A 22,448-nucleotide genomic window follows, 5' to 3' on the forward strand; every position below is an offset into this window, starting at 1 on the left:
TGGCAAACAACGTGAGAATCATTCACAGGCTCAAACGGTTTGGGAGGTGGGATCATGTTTCAGGTAGGCGATAAAATCGTCCATCCAATGCATGGTGCTGGTGTCATTGACAGTATCGTGCAGAAGAAGGTCAACGGAGTGCTGCGGGAATACTATATCTTAAAGCTTCCTCTGAATGGGATGCTTGTCATGATCCCGACGCACAACAGTGAGGAGATCGGTGTACGTCCCATTGTGGAGGGGGAAGAGGCAGACCGTGTGATCGCGGCCATTCCCAGCATGGACGTGGAGATGGATTCCAACTGGAACCGGCGCTATCGGGAGAATATGCTGCGGCTGAAAAGCGGCGACCTCCTGGAGGTGGCCCGGGTGGTAAAGGGACTGGTGCGCCGGGACGGAGAGCGCGGCCTCTCCACCGGGGAGCGGAAGATGCTCCACTCGGCCAAACAGATCCTGATCTCGGAGATCGTCCTCTCCCAGAATTCCAGTTATGAAGCGGTAGAGGCCCGCATTGATTCTGCCCTGGCATAATAAGATGGGAGAGACGGCGACAGCGTGGACCCATCGAGCAAGAGGGAGCCTTCGGGCTCCTTTTCTTGTGGCCGGCAGAGGAAAGGAAGGAAACGAACATGGCAGAATGGCTCAAACGGCTGCTGAAGCGAAACCGGGAACAGCAGGCCTTTTGTACCGCGGTAGTCCCGGCTGCCGGATCCTCCACCCGCATGGGGGGACAGGATAAGATATTGCTTACGCTGGGGGATGTGCCGGTCCTGATGCACACGCTGCGCGCACTGGACAGCTGCCCCCGTATCCAGGAGATCGTGGTGGTCACCCGGGAGGATTTGATCGTGCCCATCAGCCAGCTCTGCCGGGAGGGTGGATTTACCAAGGTCAAATCGGTGGTCGTGGGCGGTGCCAGCCGGGCGGAATCCGTGCTGCGGGGCATCCGGGAGGCCAGCGAGGAGGCCGAGCTCATTGCCATTCACGACGGGGCCCGTCCCCTGGTCAGCCAGGCGGTGCTGGATGAGGTCATCCGCAAGGCGGAGGAGTGCGGCGCGGCGGCCCCCGCGGTGCCGGTCAAGGACACGATCAAGCAGGCAGTCGGAGGGATCGTGGAACGGACGCCCGATCGCTCAGAGCTCTTTGCAGTGCAGACGCCCCAGGTCTTTGATGCCGCGCTGATCCGGGGCGCGCTGGCTAAGGCGCTGGAGGAGGGGGCTGCCCTCACGGACGACTGCTCCGCGGTGGAGCGGATTGGAATGAAAGTCTCTCTGACCGGAGGGGACTATACGAATTTGAAGATCACCACGCCGGAGGACCTGGTCCTGGCGGAGGCGCTGTTGGAGTGGAGGGAGAAGCCGTGAGAATCGGACATGGTTATGATGTACATAAATTGGTGGAGGGACGCCGCCTCATCCTGGGCGGGGTGGAGATCCCCTATGAGAAGGGACTGCTGGGCCACTCGGACGCGGATGTCCTGACCCATGCGGTGATGGACGCGCTCCTGGGGGCCGCGGGGCTCTGGGACATCGGCCATGCCTTTCCGGACAGCGATCCGGCCTATGAGGGCGCGGACAGCCTGGTGCTGCTGGACCGGGTCATGGAGATGCTGCGTGGGAAAGGATACCGGGTGGGCAACGTGGACGCCACCATCCTGGCCCAGAGGCCCAAGCTGGCCCCCCACATTCCCCAGATGCGCGCCAATCTGGCCAAGCGTATGGGAATCGGGGAGGACCGGGTCAACGTCAAGGCCACCACGGAAGAGGGACTGGGCTTTACCGGCGCCGGCGAGGGCATGGCGGCTCACGCGGTGGCGTTGCTGGAGGAGTAGCCGTGGAACCGCACCTCCCGCCCCGGCATACGATGGGGCGAGAGGAGCGTTTGAACCATGGTCTATTATCTTATCGTCTGCCGTTCCCTGACCTATGCGCAGCGGACAGCCGCTGTGTTGGAGCGGGTAGGCATTACGGCGCATATCCTGCGTTCGCCGAAAGTGATTGCCGGAGAGGGATGCGGATACTCGGTCAAGGTGGCACAGCGAAACCTGTCCGACGCCCTGCGCATCCTGGTCCAAGCGGGATTGGGGCCGAAGCGGGTCTTTATTATGGAGAGCGACGGCAGCTATAAAGAGGTGCTGCTATGATTTACCTGGACAGTGCTGCCACCACGCTCCAAAAGCCGGACACCGTCGCAAGGGCCGTCGCACAGGCGGTCCATACCATGACCACCCCCGGGCGGGGCGGCTACCGCCCGGCCCAACGGGCGGCGGACACGGCATTCGCCTGCCGGATGGCTGCGGCGGAGCTCTTTGACATGCCGGAGCACCCGGAACGGGTGATTTTTACCAGCAATGCCACACATGCCCTCAATCTGGCCATCAAAACCCTGGTGCATCCCGGAGACCGGGTGGTCATTTCCGGCTATGAGCACAATGCCGTGACCCGGCCGCTGGTGGCCCTCGGCGCGGAGACACTGGTGGCGCAGGCCCCGCTCTTCCGGCCCGAGGTCCTGCTGCGGCAGATGGAAGAGGCGATCACCGACCGGACTGCGGCAGTCGTCTGCACCCACGTGTCCAATGTGTTTGGCTATGTGCTGCCGGTGCACGAGATCGCGGCCATCTGCCGGGAGAGGGGAGTCCCGTTTGTACTGGATGCCTCCCAGTCGGCCGGAGTGATCCCCATCTCCTGCAAGGAGCTGGGGGCGGACTTTGTCGCCATACCGGGACACAAGGGCCTCTATGGCCCCCAGGGGACCGGACTGCTGCTCTGCGCCCGGGAGGATGTGAACACCCTTCTGGAGGGCGGAACGGGCAGCGCCTCGGCGCTGCCGGGTATGCCCGAGGTCCTGCCAGACCGCCTGGAGGCGGGGACCCACAACATGCCCGGCATTGCCGGACTGCTGGAGGGATTACGCTTCGTGAAGCGGACCGGGATCGGCCGGATCCGCGCCCACGAGGAGCGCATGATCCGCACCGCGGTCCAGCTGCTGCGGGGGATGGACGGGGTGACCCTCTATGCCTCTCCCGACCCGGGACTGCAAACCGGCGTGCTCTCCCTGTGTATGGAAGGGATGGAGTGCGAACAGGTGGGAGAAGTGCTGGGGAAGCGGGGCGTGGCCGTGCGCGCCGGACTCCACTGTGCGCCGCTGGCCCACCGCACCGCCGGTACCTTTGAGACCGGGACCATACGGATGAGTGTTTCCGCCTTCACCATGGAATCGGAGATCCGGCGATTCGCCCACATGCTGCGGGAGATCCGGCGAAATGGGGCACAGGCGGTTTAAAAGGGGAGCTCCAGGCCCGGTGCGGCTTGGAGCTCCTTTCCTGTCATGATCGGATTGATATCACGCTAAAGAGAGGCGTGATGGGGAGAATTGGCCCCATCCTGCGAAAATAGGCGGGATGGGTCGGAAATGCTGTGAATAAATTGAAAATTATTTGTAAACAGACCGAAAGAACTAAAAGATTCCCGGCCTTACTTCTTGCCAATATTGCGGAAAGACAGTATAATAATGAAGTTAAAGGGCCCGGTATGTTTGTGTGAACGATCGGGTGAGCACAGGGCGCACACCATGCGTTCGACATGGGGAGTAGTGGGAAATGGAACATCTATACCAGTTTATGCAGGTTGTCCTCAATTATCTCCGTTTGATCCACGTCACCGATTTTATTGATATCGGCATCATGGCCTTTATCATCTACCGGGTGATCATTTTGATCCGGCGGAGCAGCTCCGGCCAGGTGGCCAAGGGAGTCGTTCTGATTCTGGCGGCCCTGTGGCTTTCACAGCTGCTGAAACTGAATACGGTGAACTACTTCCTGGGGAAGACGGTAGAGTGGGGCGTTCTGGCTCTGGTGGTGCTCTTTCAGCCGGAGATCCGGAAGATGCTGGAGCAGGTGGGCAACAGCCGCCTGGGAAATGTCTTTGGGAAAGCAGAGGCGCCGGATGAGATCGAGCATGCCATCCAGCAGACGGTGGAGGCCTATGCCTCTCTCTCCAAGAGCAAGACGGGCGCGCTCATGGTCTTTGAGCGGAAAAATCTCTTTGACGACTCCATCAAGACCGGCACTTCGCTGGACTGTTCGGTGAGCAGCGAGCTGCTGAAGAACCTCTTCTGGAACAAGGCGCCCCTCCATGACGGCGCGGTCATCGTCCGCAACGGGCGGATCGTGGGCGCCGGATGCGTGCTGCCCCTCTCCGGAAATGTGAACCTGTCCCGGGATCTGGGCATGCGCCACCGGGCCGGGATCGGCGCCAGCGAACATTCGGACGCGGTGGTGGCCATCGTCTCGGAGGAGACCGGCTCCATCTCGGTGGCGGTGGGCGGAATGCTCAAGCGCCATCTGGCCCCGGAGACGCTGGAGCGGCTGCTGCGCAATGAGCTCCTTCCCAAGAATGAGGAGGATGAGAGCCAGCGCTTCAAGCTCTTCAACCTGTTGAAAGCCATGAAAGGAGGTCAGCGTGATGGAGAACATAAGGGAGAGTAAGTGGCTCTATATCGTACTGTCTCTGCTGCTGGCCATCTTTCTCTGGCTCTATGTAGGCAGCGGAGAGGGCCGGGAGGAGATCAACACGATCCGCAACATTCCCGTGACCTTCACCAATGTGGAGACCCTGGAGGAGCGCGGCCTGATGATCTCGGAGGGCGCGGAGCAGACCATCACTCTGGAGATCAAATCCACCCGGAGCGTGGCCATGAAGCTGTCTGAGAAGGGGGCAGTCACCGCAGTGGTGGATGTCTCCAAGATCACCGCTCCGGGCTCCTATACCACGGGCTATCAGCTCAACACGCCCAGCAGCGTCAGCCAGATCAGCTACAGCGTGGTGGGCAATGTACAGAATATCTCCTACACCGTGGCCCGCCGCTCGGACCGGCAGGTTGAGGTGCGCGGCGTCTTCAACGGCGAGGTGGCCGACGGCTTCCAGCGGGGCGAATTCTCCATCACGCCGGGCAGCATCACGGTCAGCGGCGAGGAGGAAAATGTCAACCAGGTCGACTATGCCCTCGTGACGGTCACCCGGGAGGACGAGCCGCTCTCCGCCACCTTTACCGGAACCATGCCCTTCCAGCTGATCGGCTTTGACGGACAGGTGCTGGATGCCAAGGCGCTGAGACTGACCACCAATGTGGACATGGTGGACGTGACCCTCCCGGTGGTGAAGCTCAAGGAGATCCCGCTGACTGTGGATATCCTGCCCGGAGGCGGCGCCACTGCGGACAACGCAGAGGTCCACATTGAGCCGGAGACCATTACCGTTTCCGGAGATGAGGACGCGCTGGACTCCGTGACCAAGATCGTGTTGGGCCAGATCGACCTTCAGACGATCTTTGATCAGAACACGATCACCTTCCCCATCGACGTGGGCACCCATCTGGAAAATGTCAGCGGCGTGACCGAGGCCACCGTGACGGTCAAGATCACCGGACTGACCACCCGCACATTGGAAGTGGACAATATCAACTTCATCAATGTGCCGGAGGGATATACGCCGGAGAAGGTGACACTCTCCTGCCTGGTGCAGATCCGCGGGGAGGAAGAGGCCGTGAATGCGGTGATCCCGTCCCAGCTGCGGGTAGTGGCCGATCTGAAGGATGCCGGACCGGGCAGCCAGACGGTGAACGCCACGGTCTATCTGGACGGCAGCAGCAGCGTGGGCGTCGTCGGCGGAGACTACAAAGTGGTCGTCAATCTGCGGCGTAATTAAAGAAGCATACGAGAAACACGGTGGGACGGGCGCAATGCGTCCGTCCCACACAGCAACTAGGTAATAAGAGGTTAGATATGGAACAGATCGCAAGAGTAAATCGGGTGGTCAGCGACACCGTGGCAGAGATCGCTGTGAAGCGGAAATCGGCCTGTGGGCATGACTGCTCCCAGTGCGGAGGCGGATGCAGCGAGATGCTGGTACAGAGCGAAGTGACCGCCATGGCCTTTAATCCGCTCCACGCCAGGGCGGGGGACACGGTACAGGTAGAGAGTGAGACAAAACAGGTGCTCAGCATCGCGGCCATCGTCTATCTGGTGCCGCTGATCCTCTTTTTCCTGCTCTATGCCGTGGGGCGTATGATTGCACATGTGGAATCTGTCTCCATTGCGCTGGGCGGACTGGGCTTCTTTGTGGGGATCGCGGTTGCGGTCTATGCCAACAGCGTGGTCAAGCGCCGCCGGCTTACCTCCTTCCGGATCACCGCTATCCTGGACTGAGACAGAAGCGATGTTTGGATATGTCAGGCCGGTGCGGACGGAGCTGCGGGTATGGGAGTGGGAGCGGTACCGGGAGGCCTACTGCGGTCTGTGTGACACCATGGGCCGCCGCCATGGCTTTCTGGCCCGGATGTTCCTCAACTATGACTTTACCTTTTTGGCTATGCTGCTCCTGCCCGATCTGGGCCGGAGAGAGCGGAGCCGGTGCCGCTGTCCCGCACGGCTGTGGGTATGCCGGAAATCCTGTACGCCCCGGCATGAGATGATGGATCTGGCCGCCGATGAGAGCGTGATCCTCACCTACTGGAAGCTGCGGGACGGTGTACTGGACGGCTCCTTCTGGCAGCGGCAGGGAAGCCGGATCTTATCCCGCCTGCTGCGTCCGGCCTACCGGAGAGCACAGCGCGCCTGCCTGGGCTTTGCGGAGACCGTGGAGAACTGCCTGGAAGAGCTCCATGTACTGGAGCGGGAGCAGTCCCCCTCGCTGGACCGGACGGCTGATACCTTCGCCCGCATCCTGTCGGCCGCCGGGCCGAAAACGGGGCGTCCGGCGCGGGACCGGGCGATGGAGCAGCTGCTCTACCATGTGGGGCGGTGGATCTATCTGCTGGACGCCTGGGACGACCTGGAGGAGGACCGGCAGTCCGGACAGTATAACCCCATCTTGAAGCGCTTCCCGGACGGGGCACAGGACCACCGGGAGGAGATCGCGCGGACCTTGCTTCACTCCAGAAACCTGGCAGTATCCGCATATGCGCTGCTGGAGGCGGGCGACTGGAGCGGAATTTTAGAAAATATCCTTTACCTTGGCCTTCCCGCCATGGAGCGGAGCGTCTTTGCCCCATCCGACGGAGCGGGCCGACGGAATTCTTGCATGCATAGGAGAATGGACAGATGACGGATCCCTACCGTGTTTTGGGCGTGGAGCCCACTGCCAGTGACGACGAGATCAAGCGCGCATACCGGGAGCTGGCCCGGAAGTACCATCCGGACAACTATCAGAACAATCCTCTGGCCGATCTGGCGGAGGAGAAGATGAAAGAGATCAATGAGGCCTACGACCAGATCACGAAGCAGCGCGCCGGAGGGGGCGGGTACAATGCCTCCAATGCCGGCTACCAGCGACAGCAGAGCAGCTATCAGCAGCAGTCCTATTCCGGCGGAAGCGTGTACCAGCAGGCCCGGCAGGCCATCAACCTGGGCGACCTGGGCCGGGCGGAGCAGCTGCTGCGCACCGCGCCCGCCCAGAACGGGGAGTGGCACTTCCTGATGGGCAGCATCGCCTACCGGAAGGGGTGGCTGGACGAGGCCATGCAGCACTATCAGATGGCCTGCCGCATGGACCCCACAAACGGGGAGTACCGCCAGGCGCTGGCCATGATGCAGAACGGCGGGCAGGCATACCGTCCCTACGGATACGGGGGCGGCATGGACGCCTGCGACTGCTGTACCAGTCTGATGTGTCTCAACTGCCTGTGCGGCGGATGCGGAGGGTACTAAGGTGCCCCGCGCACGTTCCGGAGGCGCCAGGGAAGTGGCGCTGCCGGCGGTACTGGCCGCTCTTTCGCTGCTGCTGCTCTATGGGGCCTCCATTGCGCCCAGCGGGCGGATGGGCCTGGTAGCGCTCTCCGGTCTGGTGCCGGCCGCGGCGGTGGTCTCGGGCGGACTGCATGCCGGGCTGCTGTGCTATGGCGCAGCCGGGATCCTGGGTTTGCTCCTGGTGCCCGACAAGGGGAGTGCACTGCTCTATCTGCTCTTTTTCGGCCTATATCCGGTGATCAAGTCCCGGGCCGAGCGGCTGCGGACACGGCTGGCCGAGTATGGGCTGAAGCTGCTGTGCTTCAACCTGGCGCTGACCATTCTGTGGTTTGGCTTTCGGGGACTCTTTCTCCCGTTCCTGCCGGAGGCTTTGCGCATGACCGCGCTGGTCTACCTGGTGGGCAACCCGGTCTTTCTGGTCTATGATTTTGGATGCTCCAAGGTCATCAGCCTCTATGTGGCGCGCCTTGGCCGCCGGCTGGGGAAATGAGACTTTTCAAGCGGGAGAAATTCTGCTATAATATTCCGATGACTCTGTGTGATGCAGAGCCCCATTCTGAAGAGAAGCGAGGGGAAGCCCTTTGATTAAAAGTATGACCGGTTACGGAAGGGGAGAGGCGGTCCTCCACGGCCGTCCCATCACGGTAGAGCTGCGTTCCGTCAATAACCGCTATCTGGATTGCAATATCAAGCTGCCCCGTATCTATGTCTTTGCGGAGGACGCCATCAAGGCAAAGGTACAGGAGAGTATTTCCCGGGGCAAGGTGGACGTGTTCGTCACCATCGGGCCCTCTGAGGGGGGAGACGTCAACATCTCGGTCAACCGGCCGGTGGCCGACGGCTACTATAAGGCCCTGTGCGACCTGCGGGACAGCTATGGCCTGAAGGATGACATCTCGGTCTCGCTGCTCTCCCGCCTGCCCGACGTGTTCCTGGTGGAGAAGAACCAGGAGGACCTGGAAGCGGTGTCCGCCGACCTGTGCGAGGTGCTGGGCCTGGCCCTGAAGGACTTTGACGCCATGCGCGAGCGGGAGGGCGAGAAGCTGGTGCAGGATGTCCGCTCCCGGGCCGCCACCATCGCCGCCCTCACCGGGAAGGTGGAGGAGCGCTCCCCCGGGATCGTGGCCGATTACCGCGCCCGGCTGGAGTCCAAGATGGCCGAGGTGCTCCAGAATACCCAGATCGATGAGAGCCGCATCCTCACCGAGGCGGCCATCTTTGCGGATAAGGTCGCCGTGGATGAGGAGACCGTCCGTCTGCGCAGCCACCTCTCCCAGCTGGAGCATATGCTCTCCGGAGACGGCCCGGTGGGACGGAAGCTGGACTTCCTGATCCAGGAGTTCAACCGGGAGGCCAATACCATCGGCTCCAAGTGCAGCGATATCGAGACGGCCCGCTATGTGGTGGAGATCAAGGGCGAGATCGAGAAGATCCGCGAGCAGATCCAGAATATTGAGTAACGCGGAGGACGCGGTATGAAACTGATCAACATCGGCTTTGGCAATATGGTCTCCGCAGGACGTCTCATCGCCATTATCAGCCCCGATTCCGCCCCCATCAAGCGAATGATCCAGGAGGCCAGGGACAGCGGCTGTCTCATTGACGCCACCTATGGGCGGCGCACCCGGGCGGTGCTGATTATGGACAGCGACCACATCGTCCTCTCCGCCCTCCAGCCCGAGACGGTAGCGGGACGGCTGGCAGGGAAGGAGACCGGGCCTGAGCCGGAGGAGGATATGGAATGATACGAAAGAAAAAGAAGCGTGGACAGCTGATCGTTTTGTCCGGCCCCTCTGGCGTGGGAAAGAGCACCGTGATCTCCGAGCTGCTCAGTGAGCGCAGCGACATCCATTTCTCGGTCTCCTTCACCACCCGGCAGCCCCGGGTGGGCGAGGCCGACGGTGTGAATTACAATTTCGTCAGCCGGGAAACCTTTGAGGGGATGATCGCCCGGGAGGAGCTTCTGGAGCATGCCGAGTATGTGGGCAACTATTACGGCACCTCCCTCAAGGTCATCCAGGAGAAGCTGGACGCGGGCATCGACGTGCTGCTGGACATTGAGGTGCAGGGCGCGGCCAAGGTCCGGGCCAAGTGCCCGGAGGCGGTGCTGATCTTTATTATTCCGCCCAGCTTTGAAGAGCTCTCCCGCCGGCTCCACCGCCGGGCTACCGATCAGGAGGAGGTCATTCAGGGCCGCCTCCAGAAGGCCCGGGAGGAATACCGGCAGATTCCCAACTACGACTACATGGTGGTCAACGACAAGGTGTCCGAGGCTGCGGCCGAGATCATCGCCATCCTGACGGCCGAAGGTTGCCGTACCCGGAACCGGCTTCACCTGGTGGACGATGTCTCGCTGGACCGCTGAGACCACTGCTATACCAAAATAAAAGGAGTTTGATGCGTTATGATGCTCTATCCCCCCATGAATAAGCTGCTGGAGCAGGTGCCCAGCCGGTACATGCTGGTCAATGTGGTGGCCCAGCGGGCCCGCCAGATCGCCAGTGAGGCGGAGGAGAACGGAATCTCCCTGGACGATAAGCCGGTCACGCTCGCCATCCGTGAGGTGGCGGAGGGCAAGGTCACGCCCCAGGCCGCAGAATAACACGCACAGAAGGGCAAGCGTTGGGGCGGGAGCCCTGGCGCTTGCCTTTTCCCGGATTTGGGGCGGGGAGAAGGAGGAGAGAATATGGAGCAGTCTGTGGCGGCCCGGGTGGCCCTGTCCGCGGCTACCTACGCCATTGACAAGCCCTATACGTACCTGGTTCCCCCGGAGCTGCGGGAGACCCTGTCGCCCGGAATGCGGGTGATCGTGCCCTTCGGGGCGGGAAACCGGCGGACCGAGGGGATCGTGCTCTCCATCGATGAGATTGCCACGCCCGATCCGAAATGCAAACCCATTTTGACCCAGCTGGACGAGGAACCTGTGCTGGACGGAGAGGGGCTCCATCTGGCTATCTGGATGCGGGAGCGGTATTTCTGTACGGTCTATGACGCGGCCCGGGCCATGCTCCCGGCCGGACTGTACTTCTCCTTACAGGACCGCTACCGCCTGGCCCCGGGGATCGACCGGGAGGCAGCCTATGAGGCGGCCGGAAACTCGGAATATGCCCGCACCATTGTGGGGATGGTCTGTGCCTCCGGCAGCGCCGAGCTGGGACAGATCCGCGCGGTGTTCGGTACCCGAAACCCCGGACCTGCGCTCAAACAGCTGGTGGACCGGGGCATCCTGGTGTTGGAGACCAGCGCCTCCCGGGGCGTGGGGGACAAGACCGAGCGAGTGGCCGTCCTGGCCGTCCCGCCGGAGGACGCCATGGCACAGGTCACACCCCGCCGGCGGTCGGCCCCCATGCGCTATGCGGTGATGGAGCTGCTTTGCGCCATTGGAGAGGCCTCCACAAAGGAGCTGTGCTATTTTACGGGCGCCTCCATGGAGACCCTGAAATCCCTGCGCAAGAGCGGCCTGATCCGTCTGGAGGAGCGGGAGGCCTTCCGCCGGGTATCGGTGGAGCCCTGCGAACCAGCCGGGCCGGTCTATCTCAACGAGGAGCAGGAGGCCGCCTTTCAGGGACTGGACGCGCTGGCCCGGACCGGGACAGCGGCCGCGGCGCTCCTCTACGGAGTGACGGGCAGCGGAAAAACCCAGATCTACATCCGGCTCATTCAGGAGAGCCTGAAGCGGGGGAAGAGCGCCCTGGTGCTGGTGCCCGAGATCGCGCTGACGCCCCAGCTCCTGCACCACTTTTCCGCCCATTTCGGGGATGCGGTGGCGGTCCTCCACAGCTCGCTGCGGGCGGGGGAGCGCTACGACGAGTGGAAGCGGGCCAAAGCCGGGAAGGCACAGGTGGTGATCGGCACCCGCTCGGCGGTTTTTGCCCCCCTGCGCAATCTGGGACTCATCATCCTGGACGAGGAGCAGGAGGGGAGCTACAAATCGGAGCAGGTCCCCAAATACCATGCCCGGGATGTGGCGAAATACCGCTGTGCCCAGACCGGGGCACTGCTGGTCCTGGGATCGGCCACGCCGTCCATTGAGAGCATGTATCAGGCGAAACAGGGCGTGTACCACCTCTTCACGCTGCGGCGGCGCTACAATGAGCGGGCCCTTCCCCAGGTGCAGATCGCCGATCTTCGGGAGGAGCTGAAGGTGGGAAACGGCGGCTCCATTGGCCATGCCCTGCGGTCTGCCCTGGAGGAAAATCTCCGGCGGGGGGAGCAGTCCATTCTGTTCCTGAACCGGCGGGGGGCCAGCCGTATGCTCTCCTGCGGGGAGTGCGGCGAGGCACCCACCTGCCCCCGCTGTTCGGTGTATCTCACCTATCACTCCGCCAACGGGCGGCTCATGTGTCACTGCTGCGGCCACTCGGAGCGGGTCCCGGACGTCTGCCCCAATTGCGGCGGCACCTTCCATTTTATCGGGACCGGGACCCAGCGGGTCCAGGAGGAGCTGGAGGAGATGTTTCCCGGGGTAGAAGTGCTGCGGATGGATACCGACACCATTTCCGCGGTCCACTCCCATGAGAAGCTGCTCGCCCGGTTTGAACAGGAGCGGGTCCCCATTCTGGTGGGAACCCAGATGGTGGCCAAGGGGCTGGATTTTGAGAATGTGACCCTGGTGGGCGTGGTGGCGGCCGACCTGTCCCTCTATGTGGACGACTACCGGGCGGCGGAGCGGACCTTTTCCCTCATCACCCAGGTGGTGGGTCGGGCAGGCCGGGGCGAAAAGACCGGCCGGGCGCTCATCCAGACCTATACGCCGGAAAATGACGTGATTACCTTTGCGGCGGCGCAGAACTACGACGCCTTTTATGAACAGGAGATCGGCCTGCGGGAGCTGCGGGGCTGCCCGCCCTTCCGGGATCTCTTTGTACTCACCGCCTCGGGGACGACGGAGAGCGCCGTCTTACAGACCTGCATGCGCCTGCGGCGCAGTCTGGAGGAGTGGCTGCGCCAGCCGCCCTATGAGGGGTACCGCTCCCAGCTGCTGGGCCCGGCGCCGGCGGCCATCGCCAAGGTGAACAACCGCTACCGCTACCGCCTGACCCTGAGTACCCGAAATGACAAGCGCATGCGTGCGCTGGTGGCCCATCTGCTCTGCTGCGCACAGAAAGATAAAGAAAACCGGGGCGTATCCGTCTATGCGGATGTGAATCCCCTGGATTAGGAGGAAGATTACCATGGCACTGAGAACGATTCTGACAGACGAAGATCCGGCCCTGCACAAGGTCTGCCGGCCCTATACGGTTTTTGACGAGCGGCTGTGGTCCCTGCTGGACGACATGAAGGAGACCCTGGCCCACGCCAACGGTGCGGGACTGGCCGCACCCCAGATCGGCATTCTGCGCCGTGCGGTCATCGTGGTGGACGGCAACGACGAGATGCTGGAGCTGGTCAACCCGGAGATCATCTGGACCGACGGGGAGCAGGAGGGCTTTGAGGGCTGCCTGAGCGTCCCGGGCCGCTGGGGCGTGGTCAAGCGTCCCATGAAGGTGCGCGTCCGCGCCCAGGACCGCCACGGCAACTGGTTCGAGGCTGAGGGCGAGGAGATCGTGGCCCGCTGCTTCTGCCATGAGCTGGAGCATCTGGAGGGCCACCTCTTCACCGAGCGCAGTGACAAGCTCTATACCACGGAAGAGCTGGACGCCATGATGGAGCGTGAGTAAGAGTATGCGGATCGTTTTTATGGGTACCCCTGCATTTGCGGTGCCCTCTCTGGAAAAGCTAATCGAGGCCGGACATGAGATCGTCGGGGTCTTTACCCAGCCGGATAAACCCAAGAACCGGGGCATGAAGCTCCTTCCGCCGCCGGTGAAGGTGTGCGCGCAGGAGCACGAAATCCCGGTCTATCAGCCCACCAAGCTGCGGGACGGCACGGCGCTGGCCCAGATCCAGGCCCTCGCCCCGGAGCTTATCGTGGTGGCCGCCTACGGGCGCATTCTGCCCGATGAGATCCTGGATTACCCGAATCTGGGGTGCATCAATGTCCACTCCTCGCTGCTGCCCCGCTACCGTGGAGCGGCTCCTATCAACTGGGCCATCCTCAACGGGGATGAGAAAACCGGCGTGACCATCATGCACATGGCCACCGAGCTGGACGCGGGAGACATCATTACCCAGGCGGAGACCGCCATCGACCCGGATGAGGACGCGGAGACCCTCTATCAGCGTCTGGCTGACATGGGCGGCGCGCTCCTCATCTCCGCGGTGGAACAGCTTGCCGCCGGGACGGCCACCCGGACGCCCCAGGAAGCGGCGGGCGTGACCCTGGCCCCCATGCTGGGACGGGAGCTCTCGCCCATCGACTGGAAGCGCTCCGCCCAGGAGATCCACAACCAGGTACGCGGGCTGATCCCCTGGCCCACCGCCACCACGGACGCCATTACGGGCGACACCATGAAGATCCTGGTCACACAGCAGACCGGGGAGCAGACCGGCGCCCCTGCCGGAACCGTGGTGGCCGCCGGCAAGCAGGGCATCGACATGGCGTGCGGGGATGGGAAAATCCTGCGGATCGTGGAGCTCCAGGCAGCGGGCAAGAAGCGCATGAAGGCCGCAGACTACCTGCGGGGCAACCCCATTTCCATTCCCTGAGCGGGAACGGAGGCCGTATCCGGTCAGAAAGGAAACAGCCATGTTTTATTATGATCCTACCTATTGGAGCATCCTGGTCCCCGCCATGCTCATCGCGGCGTGGGCCCAGTGGCGCGTGAGTTCCACCTTCCGCCGGTTCTCCGGCGTCCGCGCCTCCCGGGGCTATACCGGGGCACAGGCCGCCGAGGCGGTATTGCGGGCCCACGGGGTGTACGATGTGCGCATCGAGCGGGTGTCCGGACGGCTCACGGACCATTTTGATCCCCGGAGCAATGTCATCCGCCTGTCGGACAGCGTATATGGCTCCAACAGCGTGGCCGCCATCGGTGTGGCGGCCCACGAGGCAGGGCATGCAGTACAGTATGCGGTGGGATACGGTCCCATCAAGCTGCGCAACGCCATCATCCCAGTGTGCAACCTGGGTTCTCAGCTCTCCATTGTCTTCATCCTGCTGGGACTGTTTCTCTATATCCAGCCCCTCTTTGCCGTGGGTATCCTGCTGTTCTCGCTGGCCGTGGTGGTGCAGCTGGTCACGCTGCCGGTGGAGTTCAATGCCTCCCACCGGGCGCTGGAGACCCTGAAGAGCACTCATCTCCTGGACGGAGAGGAGCTGAGCGGGGCCCGCAAGGTGCTGGGTGCGGCGGCCATGACCTATGTGGCGGCCCTTCTGGTCTCCCTGGCCCAGCTGCTGCGCTTCCTGCTGGCCTTTGCCGGACGTCGGAGGGACTAAGCGATGGCGCGAGAGAGAAAAAAGAGCGCCCGTGAAGTGGCTCTCCTGGCGCTGCATGCCTGTGAGCAGCAGGGGGCCTGGTCCGACGGCTTTTTGAAGAAGACCATCCGGGAGGCCGGGCTGGACAGCCGGGACGCCGGGTTCGCCTCCAGACTCTGTTTTGGAGTTTTGCAGAACCGGATGCTTCTGGATTTTTACCTGGGACAGTTTTCCAAGCTCCCGCTGGACCGGCTGGAGGCAAAGATCCGCTCCTGCCTGCGTCTGGGCGCCTATCAGATTTTGCTGCTGGACCGTGTGCCGGAGTCGGCAGCCGTCAATGAGTCGGTCAATCTGGCACGCCAGTACGCAAAGAATCCCAGAGCGGCCGGGATGGTAAACGGCATTCTGCGAAACCTGATTCGCAGCCGGGAAACCCTCGGCCTTCCAACCCAGCTGGACATCCGTTATTCCCATCCCGCATGGCTTGTAAAGGAATTTGACCTTGCACTGAATGGGGAGGGCGTGGAGGCCCTGCTGGAGGCCGACAACGCCATTCCGCCCACTATGGCCCAGGTCAACACCACCCACTTCTCCCAGGAGGAGGTCGTGGAGCTGCTGCGGCAGGAGGGGGTGGAGGTACAGCCCCACCCCTGGATTCCGGACTGCCTCCTCTTGCAGGGAACGGGAGATCTGGAGCGGCTGGAGAGCTTCCGCCGGGGTGCGTTCTATATCCAGGACGGCGCCGGAAAACTCTCTGTCCTGGCGGCCGACCCAAGGCCGGGAATGCAGGTGCTGGACGCCTGCGCCGCGCCGGGCGGCAAGAGCTTTGCTGCGGCCATCCGAATGGGCGGACAGGGGGAGATCTGGTCCTGCGACATCCACCCCCACAAGCGGGGATTGATCCAGGCGGGGGCCGAGCGGCTTGGATTTTCCGAGCTGATCCATCCCGCCATTCAGGATGGAAAGCAGTGCCGGGAGGAGTGGATCGGCCGGTTTGACCGGGTGATCGCCGATGTGCCCTGCTCCGGGCTGGGCATCATCCGTAAGAAGCCGGATATCCGCTATAAGGACCCGGAGCCCCTGGCAGGACTCCCCGCCATTCAGAGCGCGATCCTGGAGAATGTATCCCGCTATGTCAAGCCGGGCGGGGCGCTTCTCTACTCCACCTGTACCTTGCTCCGGCGGGAAAATGAGGGTGTGGTGGAGGCTTTCCTTGAAAAGCATTCTGACTTTACATTAGAGCGTTTTCAACTGCCCGGACCGGTTGGAGCGGTCGAGGGCGGCATGCTGACCCTCTGGCCGCACCTGCATGGGACAGACGGATTCTTCTTTGCGAAATTGAGGAGGGCGACATGACCGATATCAAATCCATGAATCAGGAGGAGCTGTCCTCCTTTCTCAAAGAGCTGGGGCAGCCGGCCTTTCGGGCCAAGCAGGTCTTCCAGTGGCTCCACCGGGGCGTCCGCTCCTTTGACGAGATGACCAACCTCTCCAAGGCCCTGCGGGAACAGCTGGCTCAGAGCTGCCTGCTCGCGCCTCCTACGGTAGAGCGCAAGCAGGTCTCCGCCCTGGATGGGACCATCAAGTACCTGTGGCGTCTGCACGACGGAAACTGCATCGAAACCGTTCTGATGCGCTACAAACATGGGAATACTGTGTGCATCTCCTCCCAGGTGGGATGCCGGATGGGATGCGCTTTCTGCGCCTCCACAATCGCTGGCAAGGTAAGAGACTTGACACCTGCTGAAATGCTGGATCAGGTCCTGTTCACCCAGATCGATTCGGGGGCACCCATCTCCAACATCGTGCTCATGGGCATCGGCGAGCCGCTGGACAATTTCGACACCGTCATGCGCTTTCTGGAGCTGGTCAACCACCCGGACGGGATGAACATCGGCATGCGCCATATCTCGCTGTCCACCTGCGGGTTGGTCGACCGGATCGATGAACTGGCCAAACGGCAGCTCCAGCTGACCCTGTCCGTCTCCCTCCACGCACCGGACGACGAGACCCGCTCCAAGATCATGCCGGTGAACAAAAGTGTGGGGGTGGAGCGGCTCTTTGCCAGCTGCCGGCGGTATTTTGAGCAGACCGGCCGGCGGATCTCCTATGAGTATGCCATGATCGACGGAGTCAACGACACGGACTGGCAAGCGGATCTACTTGTCAGCCATTTGAAGGGAACGCCGGGGCATGTGAACCTGATCCCGCTCAACGAGGTCAAGGAGAGCCCGCTGCGTCCCAGCCGCCGGGTGGCTGCATTCCAAAAACGTCTGGAGTCCCAGGGCGTGACCGTGACGGTACGGCGCAAACTGGGTGGCGATATCGACGCCTCCTGCGGGCAGCTCCGCCGCAAGCAGATGCTGGAGGAGCAGGCCTGAGAAGGGGCTGTGCGACGGGCTCATCCCGATCCGCATGGGATGGGCTGCGGAAAAATCGATGTGGAGAAGAAGGCTGTTTACTATGATAAAAGCATGGGGAATCACACATAAGGGCTGCGTCCGTCCGCAGAATCAGGATACTTACTACCTGGACGTTCTGTCGGAAGACCTGGCTGTGGGCCTGGTCTGTGACGGTATGGGCGGCGCGCGCGCCGGAAATATCGCCAGCATGCTGGCGGTGGAGGCATTTGTCGAGGCTTTGCAGGATCTCCCGCCAGGCACGCCGGAGGATCCGGAGGCCCTGCTGGCACAGGGCAGCGCCGGGGCCAACACGGTGGTGTACCACCGGGCCAGAAGGGACCCGGACTGCCATGGGATGGGGACCACCATGGTGGCAGCTCTGGTCCTGTCGGATATGGCGTACCTGTTGAACATCGGAGACAGCCGCGCCTATTACATCTCGGGGAACGGGATCGAGAAGGTGACCCGGGATCACTCCCTGGTGGAAGATATGGTCCGGCGGGGGGACATCACGCCGGAACAGGCGCGCAACCATCCGCAGAAGAACCTCATTACCCGCGCCCTCGGGACCGAGGAACATGTGAGGGCGGACTTTTACCGTAAGAAACTGGAAAGCGGAGACTCGCTTCTCCTGTGCTCGGACGGACTCTCCAACGTGGTCAGCGATCAGGAGATGCTCTATGAGGTACTCCACGGCGGTCCGGTGGGCGAATGCTGCCACCGGCTTTTGGACATCGCGTTATCCCGGGGCGCACCGGATAACGTGACCTGTGTCCTGTTTCAGTTTGAGTAAGGGAGGGTAATGACTATGGATCAATACATAGGGAAGTTACTCGACAACCGATATGAGATTTTGGAGCGGATCGGGACCGGAGGCATGGCGGTGGTCTATAAGGCCCGCTGTCACCGGCTCAACCGTCTGGTGGCCATTAAGATCCTCAAGGAAGAGCTGGCCCAGGACGCAGAGTTTCGCCGCCGCTTCCACGATGAGTCCCAGGCCGTGGCCATGCTCTCCCACCCCAATATCATGGCGGTGTACGACGTGAGCAAATCCGGCGACGTGGACTATATCGTCATGGAGCTGCTGGAGGGCATTACCCTCAAGCAGTATATGCAGAAGAAGGGCGGAAAGCTGAGCTGGAAGGAATCCCTCCACTTTATCATCCAGATCATGAAGGCTCTCTCCCACGCCCACAGCCGCGGCATCATCCACCGGGACATCAAGCCCCACAACATCATGGTGCTGCGGGACGGCAGCATCAAGGTGGCCGACTTCGGCATCGCCCGGCTGACCTCGGCCAGCCAGAATACCATGACGCAGGAGGCGCTGGGGTCGGTACACTACATCTCTCCGGAGCAGGCCAGAGGAAGCCACATCGACGCCCGCTCCGACATCTACTCCGCGGGCGTGGTGCTCTACGAGATGCTGACCGGAAGGCTGCCCTACGAGGGAGATTCCCCGGTGGCGGTGGCTATCCAGCACATCAACTCCATTCCGCTCTCGCCCCGTGAGCTGGAGCCCGGGATTCCGGAGGCGCTGGAGGCCATCACTCTGAAGGCCATGGCCTCGGATGTCAACCAGCGCTACATTTCGGCCGACGCCATGCTGGCCGACCTGGAGGAGTTCCGGAAGAATCCCAACATCAACTTTGAGTTCCGCCCGGAGGACGTCCGGCTGACCGACGAAGCGGATGAGCCAACCCAGATCATCGGAGCCAATACGCCCAGCGCCATGACCGGCGGACGCCGCCTGCCCCATCCGGGCGAGGCGGAGGATGCCACACAGCGCATTCCGCGCCACAGAGGGCCGGAGTCCGGGGTACGCCACAGCGGGGACACCGCGGGCAGCCGTCCGTCCAATCGTCCGTCCAGCCGCCGCAGCGAGGACTATTACGAGGAAGAGGAGGAGCCGGCCAGCAAGTGGCCCATTATTGCCGCGGTCGGCGCTATCCTGATCTTCCTGGTGGGTATCGGTATTTTTCTGGTCAGCATCTTCGGAAATGCCTTTCCCGAGACCCAGGACATCACCATTCCCGATGTAATGGGCTATACCCTGGAAGAGGCACAAGAACTGGATGCTGTAAAGGAAGGCGGCTTTACTATTGAGGAAGACGGAGAGGCCATAGAGAGCTCCTATCCGGAGGGGACGATTGCACACCAGTCGCCCGGCGCCAACACCACCCTGCGGGACACCACGGAAAATCGGGTCATCAAGGTCCAGCTCAGTGCCGGCAGTGAGGTCCCGAAAATGCTGGATCTGGTCAACCAGGAGCAGGCACTGGCCCAGCAGAAGCTGAAGAACCAGTTCCCTGACCTGAACTTGACTGTGGAGGTCGAGACGGAGCCCTCGGAAGAGGTGGAGTCCGGCTATGTCATCCGTACCGACCCGGAGGCCGAGAGTGAGCTGCGTGAGGGACAGACCATCACGCTCTATGTCAGCGAGGGCAAGCCGAGCAAGATGATCACCATCCCGTCTCTCATCGGGCAGACCCTGAACAAGGCCCAGGAGATGCTGAAGGAGTATAACCTGGTGGTGAAGGTCTCTGAGAAATATGACGATGTGGCAGAGGCCGGAATCGTCATCGATCAGTCCATCAACCCCAATGTGGAGGTGCAGGAGGGTGCGACCCTCACCCTCACGGTGAGCAAGGGACCGGAGCCCAAGCCTACCGACACGCCCACGCCGCCGGAGGTATCCGATGACCCGGGCGGAGAGACGCAGCCCTCCTCCCATACCATCACCATTTCGCTCCCCCAGGACGGCCGTGAGTATGTCATGGTCCGGGTCATGGTGGGCGACAGCGAGGCCTTTGGAGAGGAGGTTGCCACCAGTCAGGGGAGCATTCAGGTGCCTGTCACGGGAACCGGCTCTCAGGAAGTGGTGGTGTACATCGACGGACAGATCTCCAGCAGCGAGATCATTGATTTTTGAGTATGGCAGAAGGAACGATTTTGAAAGCCCTGAGCGGCTTCTATTACGTTGACACCGGTACGGCGGTGGTCACCTGCCGGGCCCGGGGAAAATTCCGCCACCAGAAGCAGACCCCTCTGGTGGGGGACCGGGTAGTCTTTACCGACCTGGGGGATGGGAGCGGCGCGCTGGATGAGATCCTGCCCCGCAGAAACCAGTTTTCCCGCCCGGCGGTGGCCAACATCGAGATGCTGGTGGTCATCGCCTCCGGCGCCATCCCGGTCACCGATCCCTTTTTGATCGACCGGGTGGTCTCCATTGCGGAGAGCCGGAACTGCGAGCCGGTGATCTGTATCAATAAATGCGATCTGGATGCGGCGGAGACCCTCTACCAGACCTATCTGGCGGCGGGCTTCACCACCCTCCGCGTGAGTGCCGAGACCGGGGAGGGGATCGACCGCCTGCGGGAGGTCATTGCCGGCAAGTCCTGTGCTTTCACCGGAAACTCCGGAGTGGGCAAGTCCAGCATCCTCAATGCGCTGGAGCCGGACTTTGGTCTGGAGACCGGTGCGGTCAGCGAAAAGCTGGGCCGCGGACGCCATACCACCCGCCATGTGGAGCTCTTCCGGCTCTCCAACGGGGCGGTGGTGGCAGACACCCCCGGCTTCTCCTCCTTTGACACCGAGCTGCACGAGCTTTGGCGGCCGGAGGACCTTCCCGGGACCTTCCGGGAGTTCCGGCCCTATCTGGACCAGTGCCGCTTTCAGGGGTGCGCCCACGTGAAAGAAAAGGGGTGCGCGGTCCGGCAGGCGGTCAAAGAGGGAAAGATCGCGCCCAGCCGGCACGCCAGCTATGTACGCCTGTATGAGCAGGCCAAGGAGGTGCCGGAGTGGAAGCGAAAGTAAAGCGTGCCCTGGTATTTGGCTCGGTCCCGTGCCGGGACTGGTCCTTTCTGGAGGCATACCGGCGACCGGACCAGCAGGTCTACTGTGCCGACGGCGGACTGAATAACGCCCTGGCCGCCGGCTGCAAACCGGACTTTGTGGTGGGGGATTGGGACTCCGGCGGAGCGCCCCGTGCCGATGTGCACAGCGTCACCCTTCCTGTCGAAAAGGATATGACTGATCTTCAGGCGGCGCTGCACCACGCCCTGGCCGCCGGCTGCACGGAGTTTCTCCTGTGCGGCTGTCTGGGTGGGCGCCGCCTGGACCACACGGCATTCAATCTGGTACTGCTGGAGTGGCTGAAAGCCCGGGGCGGGCAGGGCATCCTGATCGACGAGGACAATGAGGTGCGCCTGTTGGAGCATGAGACCGTCACGCTCCATCCGGAGGAGGGGCCCCGCTACCGCTACCTGTCCCTGCTCCCGCTGGACCGCACCGTGGAAGGGGTCTCCATCGACGGAGTGAAGTATCCCCTAACGGATGCAGCCATCCTGCGGGGGGATACTCTTACCGTGAGCAACCAGCCCGCAGGGCCGGTAGTTTCCGTTACTGTGGGGGATGGGCGCGCCCTTCTCATCCAGAGTGAGCGGGACGCATAGCATACTGTACCGGGCAGACCGGTGAGAAAAACAGGCACAGATGACCGCTCTCTGCGTATACTGGGGATAGAAGCCAGTTGCGAAGGGGGCGGTCATTTTGCCGCAATGGCTGAACAAACAGACGGTAGGGTGGGCAGCCGGTACGGCGGTCACGCTTGCGCTGCTGCTCTATCCGGCCAGTCTTGTGACCTTGGGGATCGGCGCGGCACTGGGATACCGGGGACGCGCTTGGCTGGAAAAAACCGAAAGGAGTGCTCCGTCTTGAAAATTGTCGTTGTGCGGTCTCCCAAAGCGTTTCGGGGGATCCTCCGTACGCTGTTCGGTCTGCGGTAAAGACCGAAATGCTGCTGTTACATCCCTCTGCCCTGGAGAGCGGCCGGAATATTCCGGCCGCTCTCAGTGATTTTATAAGGAAGGGCCTCGCAGAGTTCCGTCGTCCGAAGACGACGGAAGGGAATCAGAGTGTGTTTTCCGGCGGCGTGTACGTCGGAAAACACTCCTATCAGGCTACAAGTGTGCGAGCGCCAGCGAGTGCGCGCAGTAGCCTGTAT

Annotated in this window: 26 protein-coding genes; all 26 read left to right on the forward strand. The window is 62.2% G+C overall.

Annotated elements, in window-relative coordinates; genetic code table 11:
- Window positions 1–54 precede the first annotated feature (54 nt).
- Window positions 55–531, forward strand: a complete 477-nt coding sequence (locus GPK94_RS09615) for a CarD family transcriptional regulator (protein WP_101693134.1) — start codon at window positions 55–57, stop codon at window positions 529–531.
- Between the two features lie 98 nt (window positions 532–629).
- Window positions 630–1,364, forward strand: a complete 735-nt coding sequence (gene ispD, locus GPK94_RS09620; RefSeq protein WP_215655658.1) for a 2-C-methyl-D-erythritol 4-phosphate cytidylyltransferase — start codon at window positions 630–632, stop codon at window positions 1,362–1,364.
- On the forward strand, window positions 1,361–1,831 hold the full coding sequence (gene ispF / locus GPK94_RS09625; RefSeq protein ID WP_215655659.1) for a 2-C-methyl-D-erythritol 2,4-cyclodiphosphate synthase: 471 nt from the start codon (window positions 1,361–1,363) through the stop codon (window positions 1,829–1,831). The genes ispD and ispF overlap by 4 nt, the downstream gene beginning before the upstream one ends.
- A gap of 57 nt (window positions 1,832–1,888) precedes the next feature.
- The gene (locus GPK94_RS09630) at window positions 1,889–2,143 is read left to right on the forward strand and encodes a DUF3343 domain-containing protein (protein WP_101693131.1); all 255 of its coding nucleotides are present in this window, start codon (window positions 1,889–1,891) and stop codon (window positions 2,141–2,143) included.
- On the forward strand, window positions 2,140–3,282 hold the full coding sequence (locus GPK94_RS09635) for an aminotransferase class V-fold PLP-dependent enzyme (protein ID WP_193536785.1): 1,143 nt from the start codon (window positions 2,140–2,142) through the stop codon (window positions 3,280–3,282). Before GPK94_RS09630 ends, GPK94_RS09635 begins: the two co-directional genes overlap by 4 nt.
- A gap of 316 nt (window positions 3,283–3,598) precedes the next feature.
- The gene (cdaA, locus tag GPK94_RS09640; RefSeq protein ID WP_101693129.1) at window positions 3,599–4,486 is read left to right on the forward strand and encodes a diadenylate cyclase CdaA; all 888 of its coding nucleotides are present in this window, start codon (window positions 3,599–3,601) and stop codon (window positions 4,484–4,486) included.
- A complete protein-coding gene (locus GPK94_RS09645; protein ID WP_215655660.1) occupies window positions 4,464–5,705 on the forward strand; it encodes a hypothetical protein in 1,242 nt (413 codons plus the stop codon). The genes cdaA and GPK94_RS09645 overlap by 23 nt, the downstream gene beginning before the upstream one ends.
- A 77-nt stretch (window positions 5,706–5,782) precedes the next feature.
- A complete protein-coding gene (locus GPK94_RS09650; RefSeq protein ID WP_101693127.1) occupies window positions 5,783–6,205 on the forward strand; it encodes a SoxR reducing system RseC family protein in 423 nt (140 codons plus the stop codon).
- Between the two features lie 10 nt (window positions 6,206–6,215).
- Complete coding sequence (locus GPK94_RS09655) at window positions 6,216–7,103, forward strand: DUF5685 family protein (protein ID WP_215655661.1); 888 nt, start codon at window positions 6,216–6,218, stop codon at window positions 7,101–7,103.
- On the forward strand, window positions 7,100–7,705 hold the full coding sequence (locus GPK94_RS09660; protein WP_186963816.1) for a DnaJ domain-containing protein: 606 nt from the start codon (window positions 7,100–7,102) through the stop codon (window positions 7,703–7,705). Before GPK94_RS09655 ends, GPK94_RS09660 begins: the two co-directional genes overlap by 4 nt.
- Before the next feature lies 1 nt (window position 7,706).
- Window positions 7,707–8,234 (forward strand): hypothetical protein, encoded by a 528-nt coding sequence (locus GPK94_RS09665; RefSeq protein ID WP_193536779.1) that lies wholly within the window; start codon window positions 7,707–7,709, stop codon window positions 8,232–8,234.
- Window positions 8,235–8,325: 91 nt separating this feature from the next.
- On the forward strand, window positions 8,326–9,204 hold the full coding sequence (locus tag GPK94_RS09670; RefSeq protein ID WP_101693123.1) for a YicC/YloC family endoribonuclease: 879 nt from the start codon (window positions 8,326–8,328) through the stop codon (window positions 9,202–9,204).
- Between the two features lie 15 nt (window positions 9,205–9,219).
- A complete protein-coding gene (locus tag GPK94_RS09675) occupies window positions 9,220–9,489 on the forward strand; it encodes a DUF370 domain-containing protein (RefSeq protein WP_101693122.1) in 270 nt (89 codons plus the stop codon).
- Entirely contained in the window at window positions 9,486–10,109 is a 624-nt protein-coding gene (gmk, locus tag GPK94_RS09680) for a guanylate kinase (RefSeq protein WP_101693121.1), read from the forward strand. The genes GPK94_RS09675 and gmk overlap by 4 nt, the downstream gene beginning before the upstream one ends.
- Window positions 10,110–10,148: 39 nt before the next feature.
- Window positions 10,149–10,346, forward strand: a complete 198-nt coding sequence (rpoZ, locus tag GPK94_RS09685; protein WP_101693120.1) for a DNA-directed RNA polymerase subunit omega — start codon at window positions 10,149–10,151, stop codon at window positions 10,344–10,346.
- Window positions 10,347–10,430: 84 nt separating this feature from the next.
- Entirely contained in the window at window positions 10,431–12,905 is a 2,475-nt protein-coding gene (gene priA / locus GPK94_RS09690; RefSeq protein WP_215655662.1) for a primosomal protein N', read from the forward strand.
- A gap of 13 nt (window positions 12,906–12,918) precedes the next feature.
- Window positions 12,919–13,404, forward strand: a complete 486-nt coding sequence (gene def / locus GPK94_RS09695) for a peptide deformylase (protein WP_101693118.1) — start codon at window positions 12,919–12,921, stop codon at window positions 13,402–13,404.
- 4 nt (window positions 13,405–13,408) lie between these two features.
- Complete coding sequence (gene fmt, locus GPK94_RS09700) at window positions 13,409–14,332, forward strand: methionyl-tRNA formyltransferase (RefSeq protein ID WP_215655663.1); 924 nt, start codon at window positions 13,409–13,411, stop codon at window positions 14,330–14,332.
- A 40-nt stretch (window positions 14,333–14,372) separates the two neighbouring features.
- The gene (locus GPK94_RS09705) at window positions 14,373–15,062 is read left to right on the forward strand and encodes a zinc metallopeptidase (RefSeq protein ID WP_215655664.1); all 690 of its coding nucleotides are present in this window, start codon (window positions 14,373–14,375) and stop codon (window positions 15,060–15,062) included.
- 3 nt (window positions 15,063–15,065) lie between these two features.
- The gene (gene rsmB, locus GPK94_RS09710) at window positions 15,066–16,397 is read left to right on the forward strand and encodes a 16S rRNA (cytosine(967)-C(5))-methyltransferase RsmB (RefSeq protein ID WP_215655665.1); all 1,332 of its coding nucleotides are present in this window, start codon (window positions 15,066–15,068) and stop codon (window positions 16,395–16,397) included.
- A complete protein-coding gene (gene rlmN, locus GPK94_RS09715; protein ID WP_215655666.1) occupies window positions 16,394–17,422 on the forward strand; it encodes a 23S rRNA (adenine(2503)-C(2))-methyltransferase RlmN in 1,029 nt (342 codons plus the stop codon). The genes rsmB and rlmN overlap by 4 nt, the downstream gene beginning before the upstream one ends.
- Before the next feature lie 82 nt (window positions 17,423–17,504).
- Complete coding sequence (locus tag GPK94_RS09720; RefSeq protein WP_101693113.1) at window positions 17,505–18,236, forward strand: Stp1/IreP family PP2C-type Ser/Thr phosphatase; 732 nt, start codon at window positions 17,505–17,507, stop codon at window positions 18,234–18,236.
- Between the two features lie 15 nt (window positions 18,237–18,251).
- The gene (gene pknB / locus GPK94_RS09725; RefSeq protein ID WP_215655667.1) at window positions 18,252–20,375 is read left to right on the forward strand and encodes a Stk1 family PASTA domain-containing Ser/Thr kinase; all 2,124 of its coding nucleotides are present in this window, start codon (window positions 18,252–18,254) and stop codon (window positions 20,373–20,375) included.
- 2 nt (window positions 20,376–20,377) lie between these two features.
- Window positions 20,378–21,259: a ribosome small subunit-dependent GTPase A gene (gene rsgA, locus GPK94_RS09730; protein ID WP_186963823.1), complete on the forward strand. Its 882-nt coding sequence runs from the start codon at window positions 20,378–20,380 to the stop codon at window positions 21,257–21,259.
- The gene (locus GPK94_RS09735) at window positions 21,244–21,897 is read left to right on the forward strand and encodes a thiamine diphosphokinase (protein WP_215655668.1); all 654 of its coding nucleotides are present in this window, start codon (window positions 21,244–21,246) and stop codon (window positions 21,895–21,897) included. The genes rsgA and GPK94_RS09735 overlap by 16 nt, the downstream gene beginning before the upstream one ends.
- 97 nt (window positions 21,898–21,994) lie before the next feature.
- Window positions 21,995–22,162, forward strand: a complete 168-nt coding sequence (locus tag GPK94_RS09740) for a hypothetical protein (protein WP_180956850.1) — start codon at window positions 21,995–21,997, stop codon at window positions 22,160–22,162.
- Window positions 22,163–22,448 lie beyond the last annotated feature (286 nt).

The organism is Pseudoflavonifractor sp. MCC625 (assembly GCF_018784545.1).
Taxonomy (GTDB): domain Bacteria; phylum Bacillota; class Clostridia; order Oscillospirales; family Oscillospiraceae; genus Pseudoflavonifractor_A; species Pseudoflavonifractor_A gallinarum.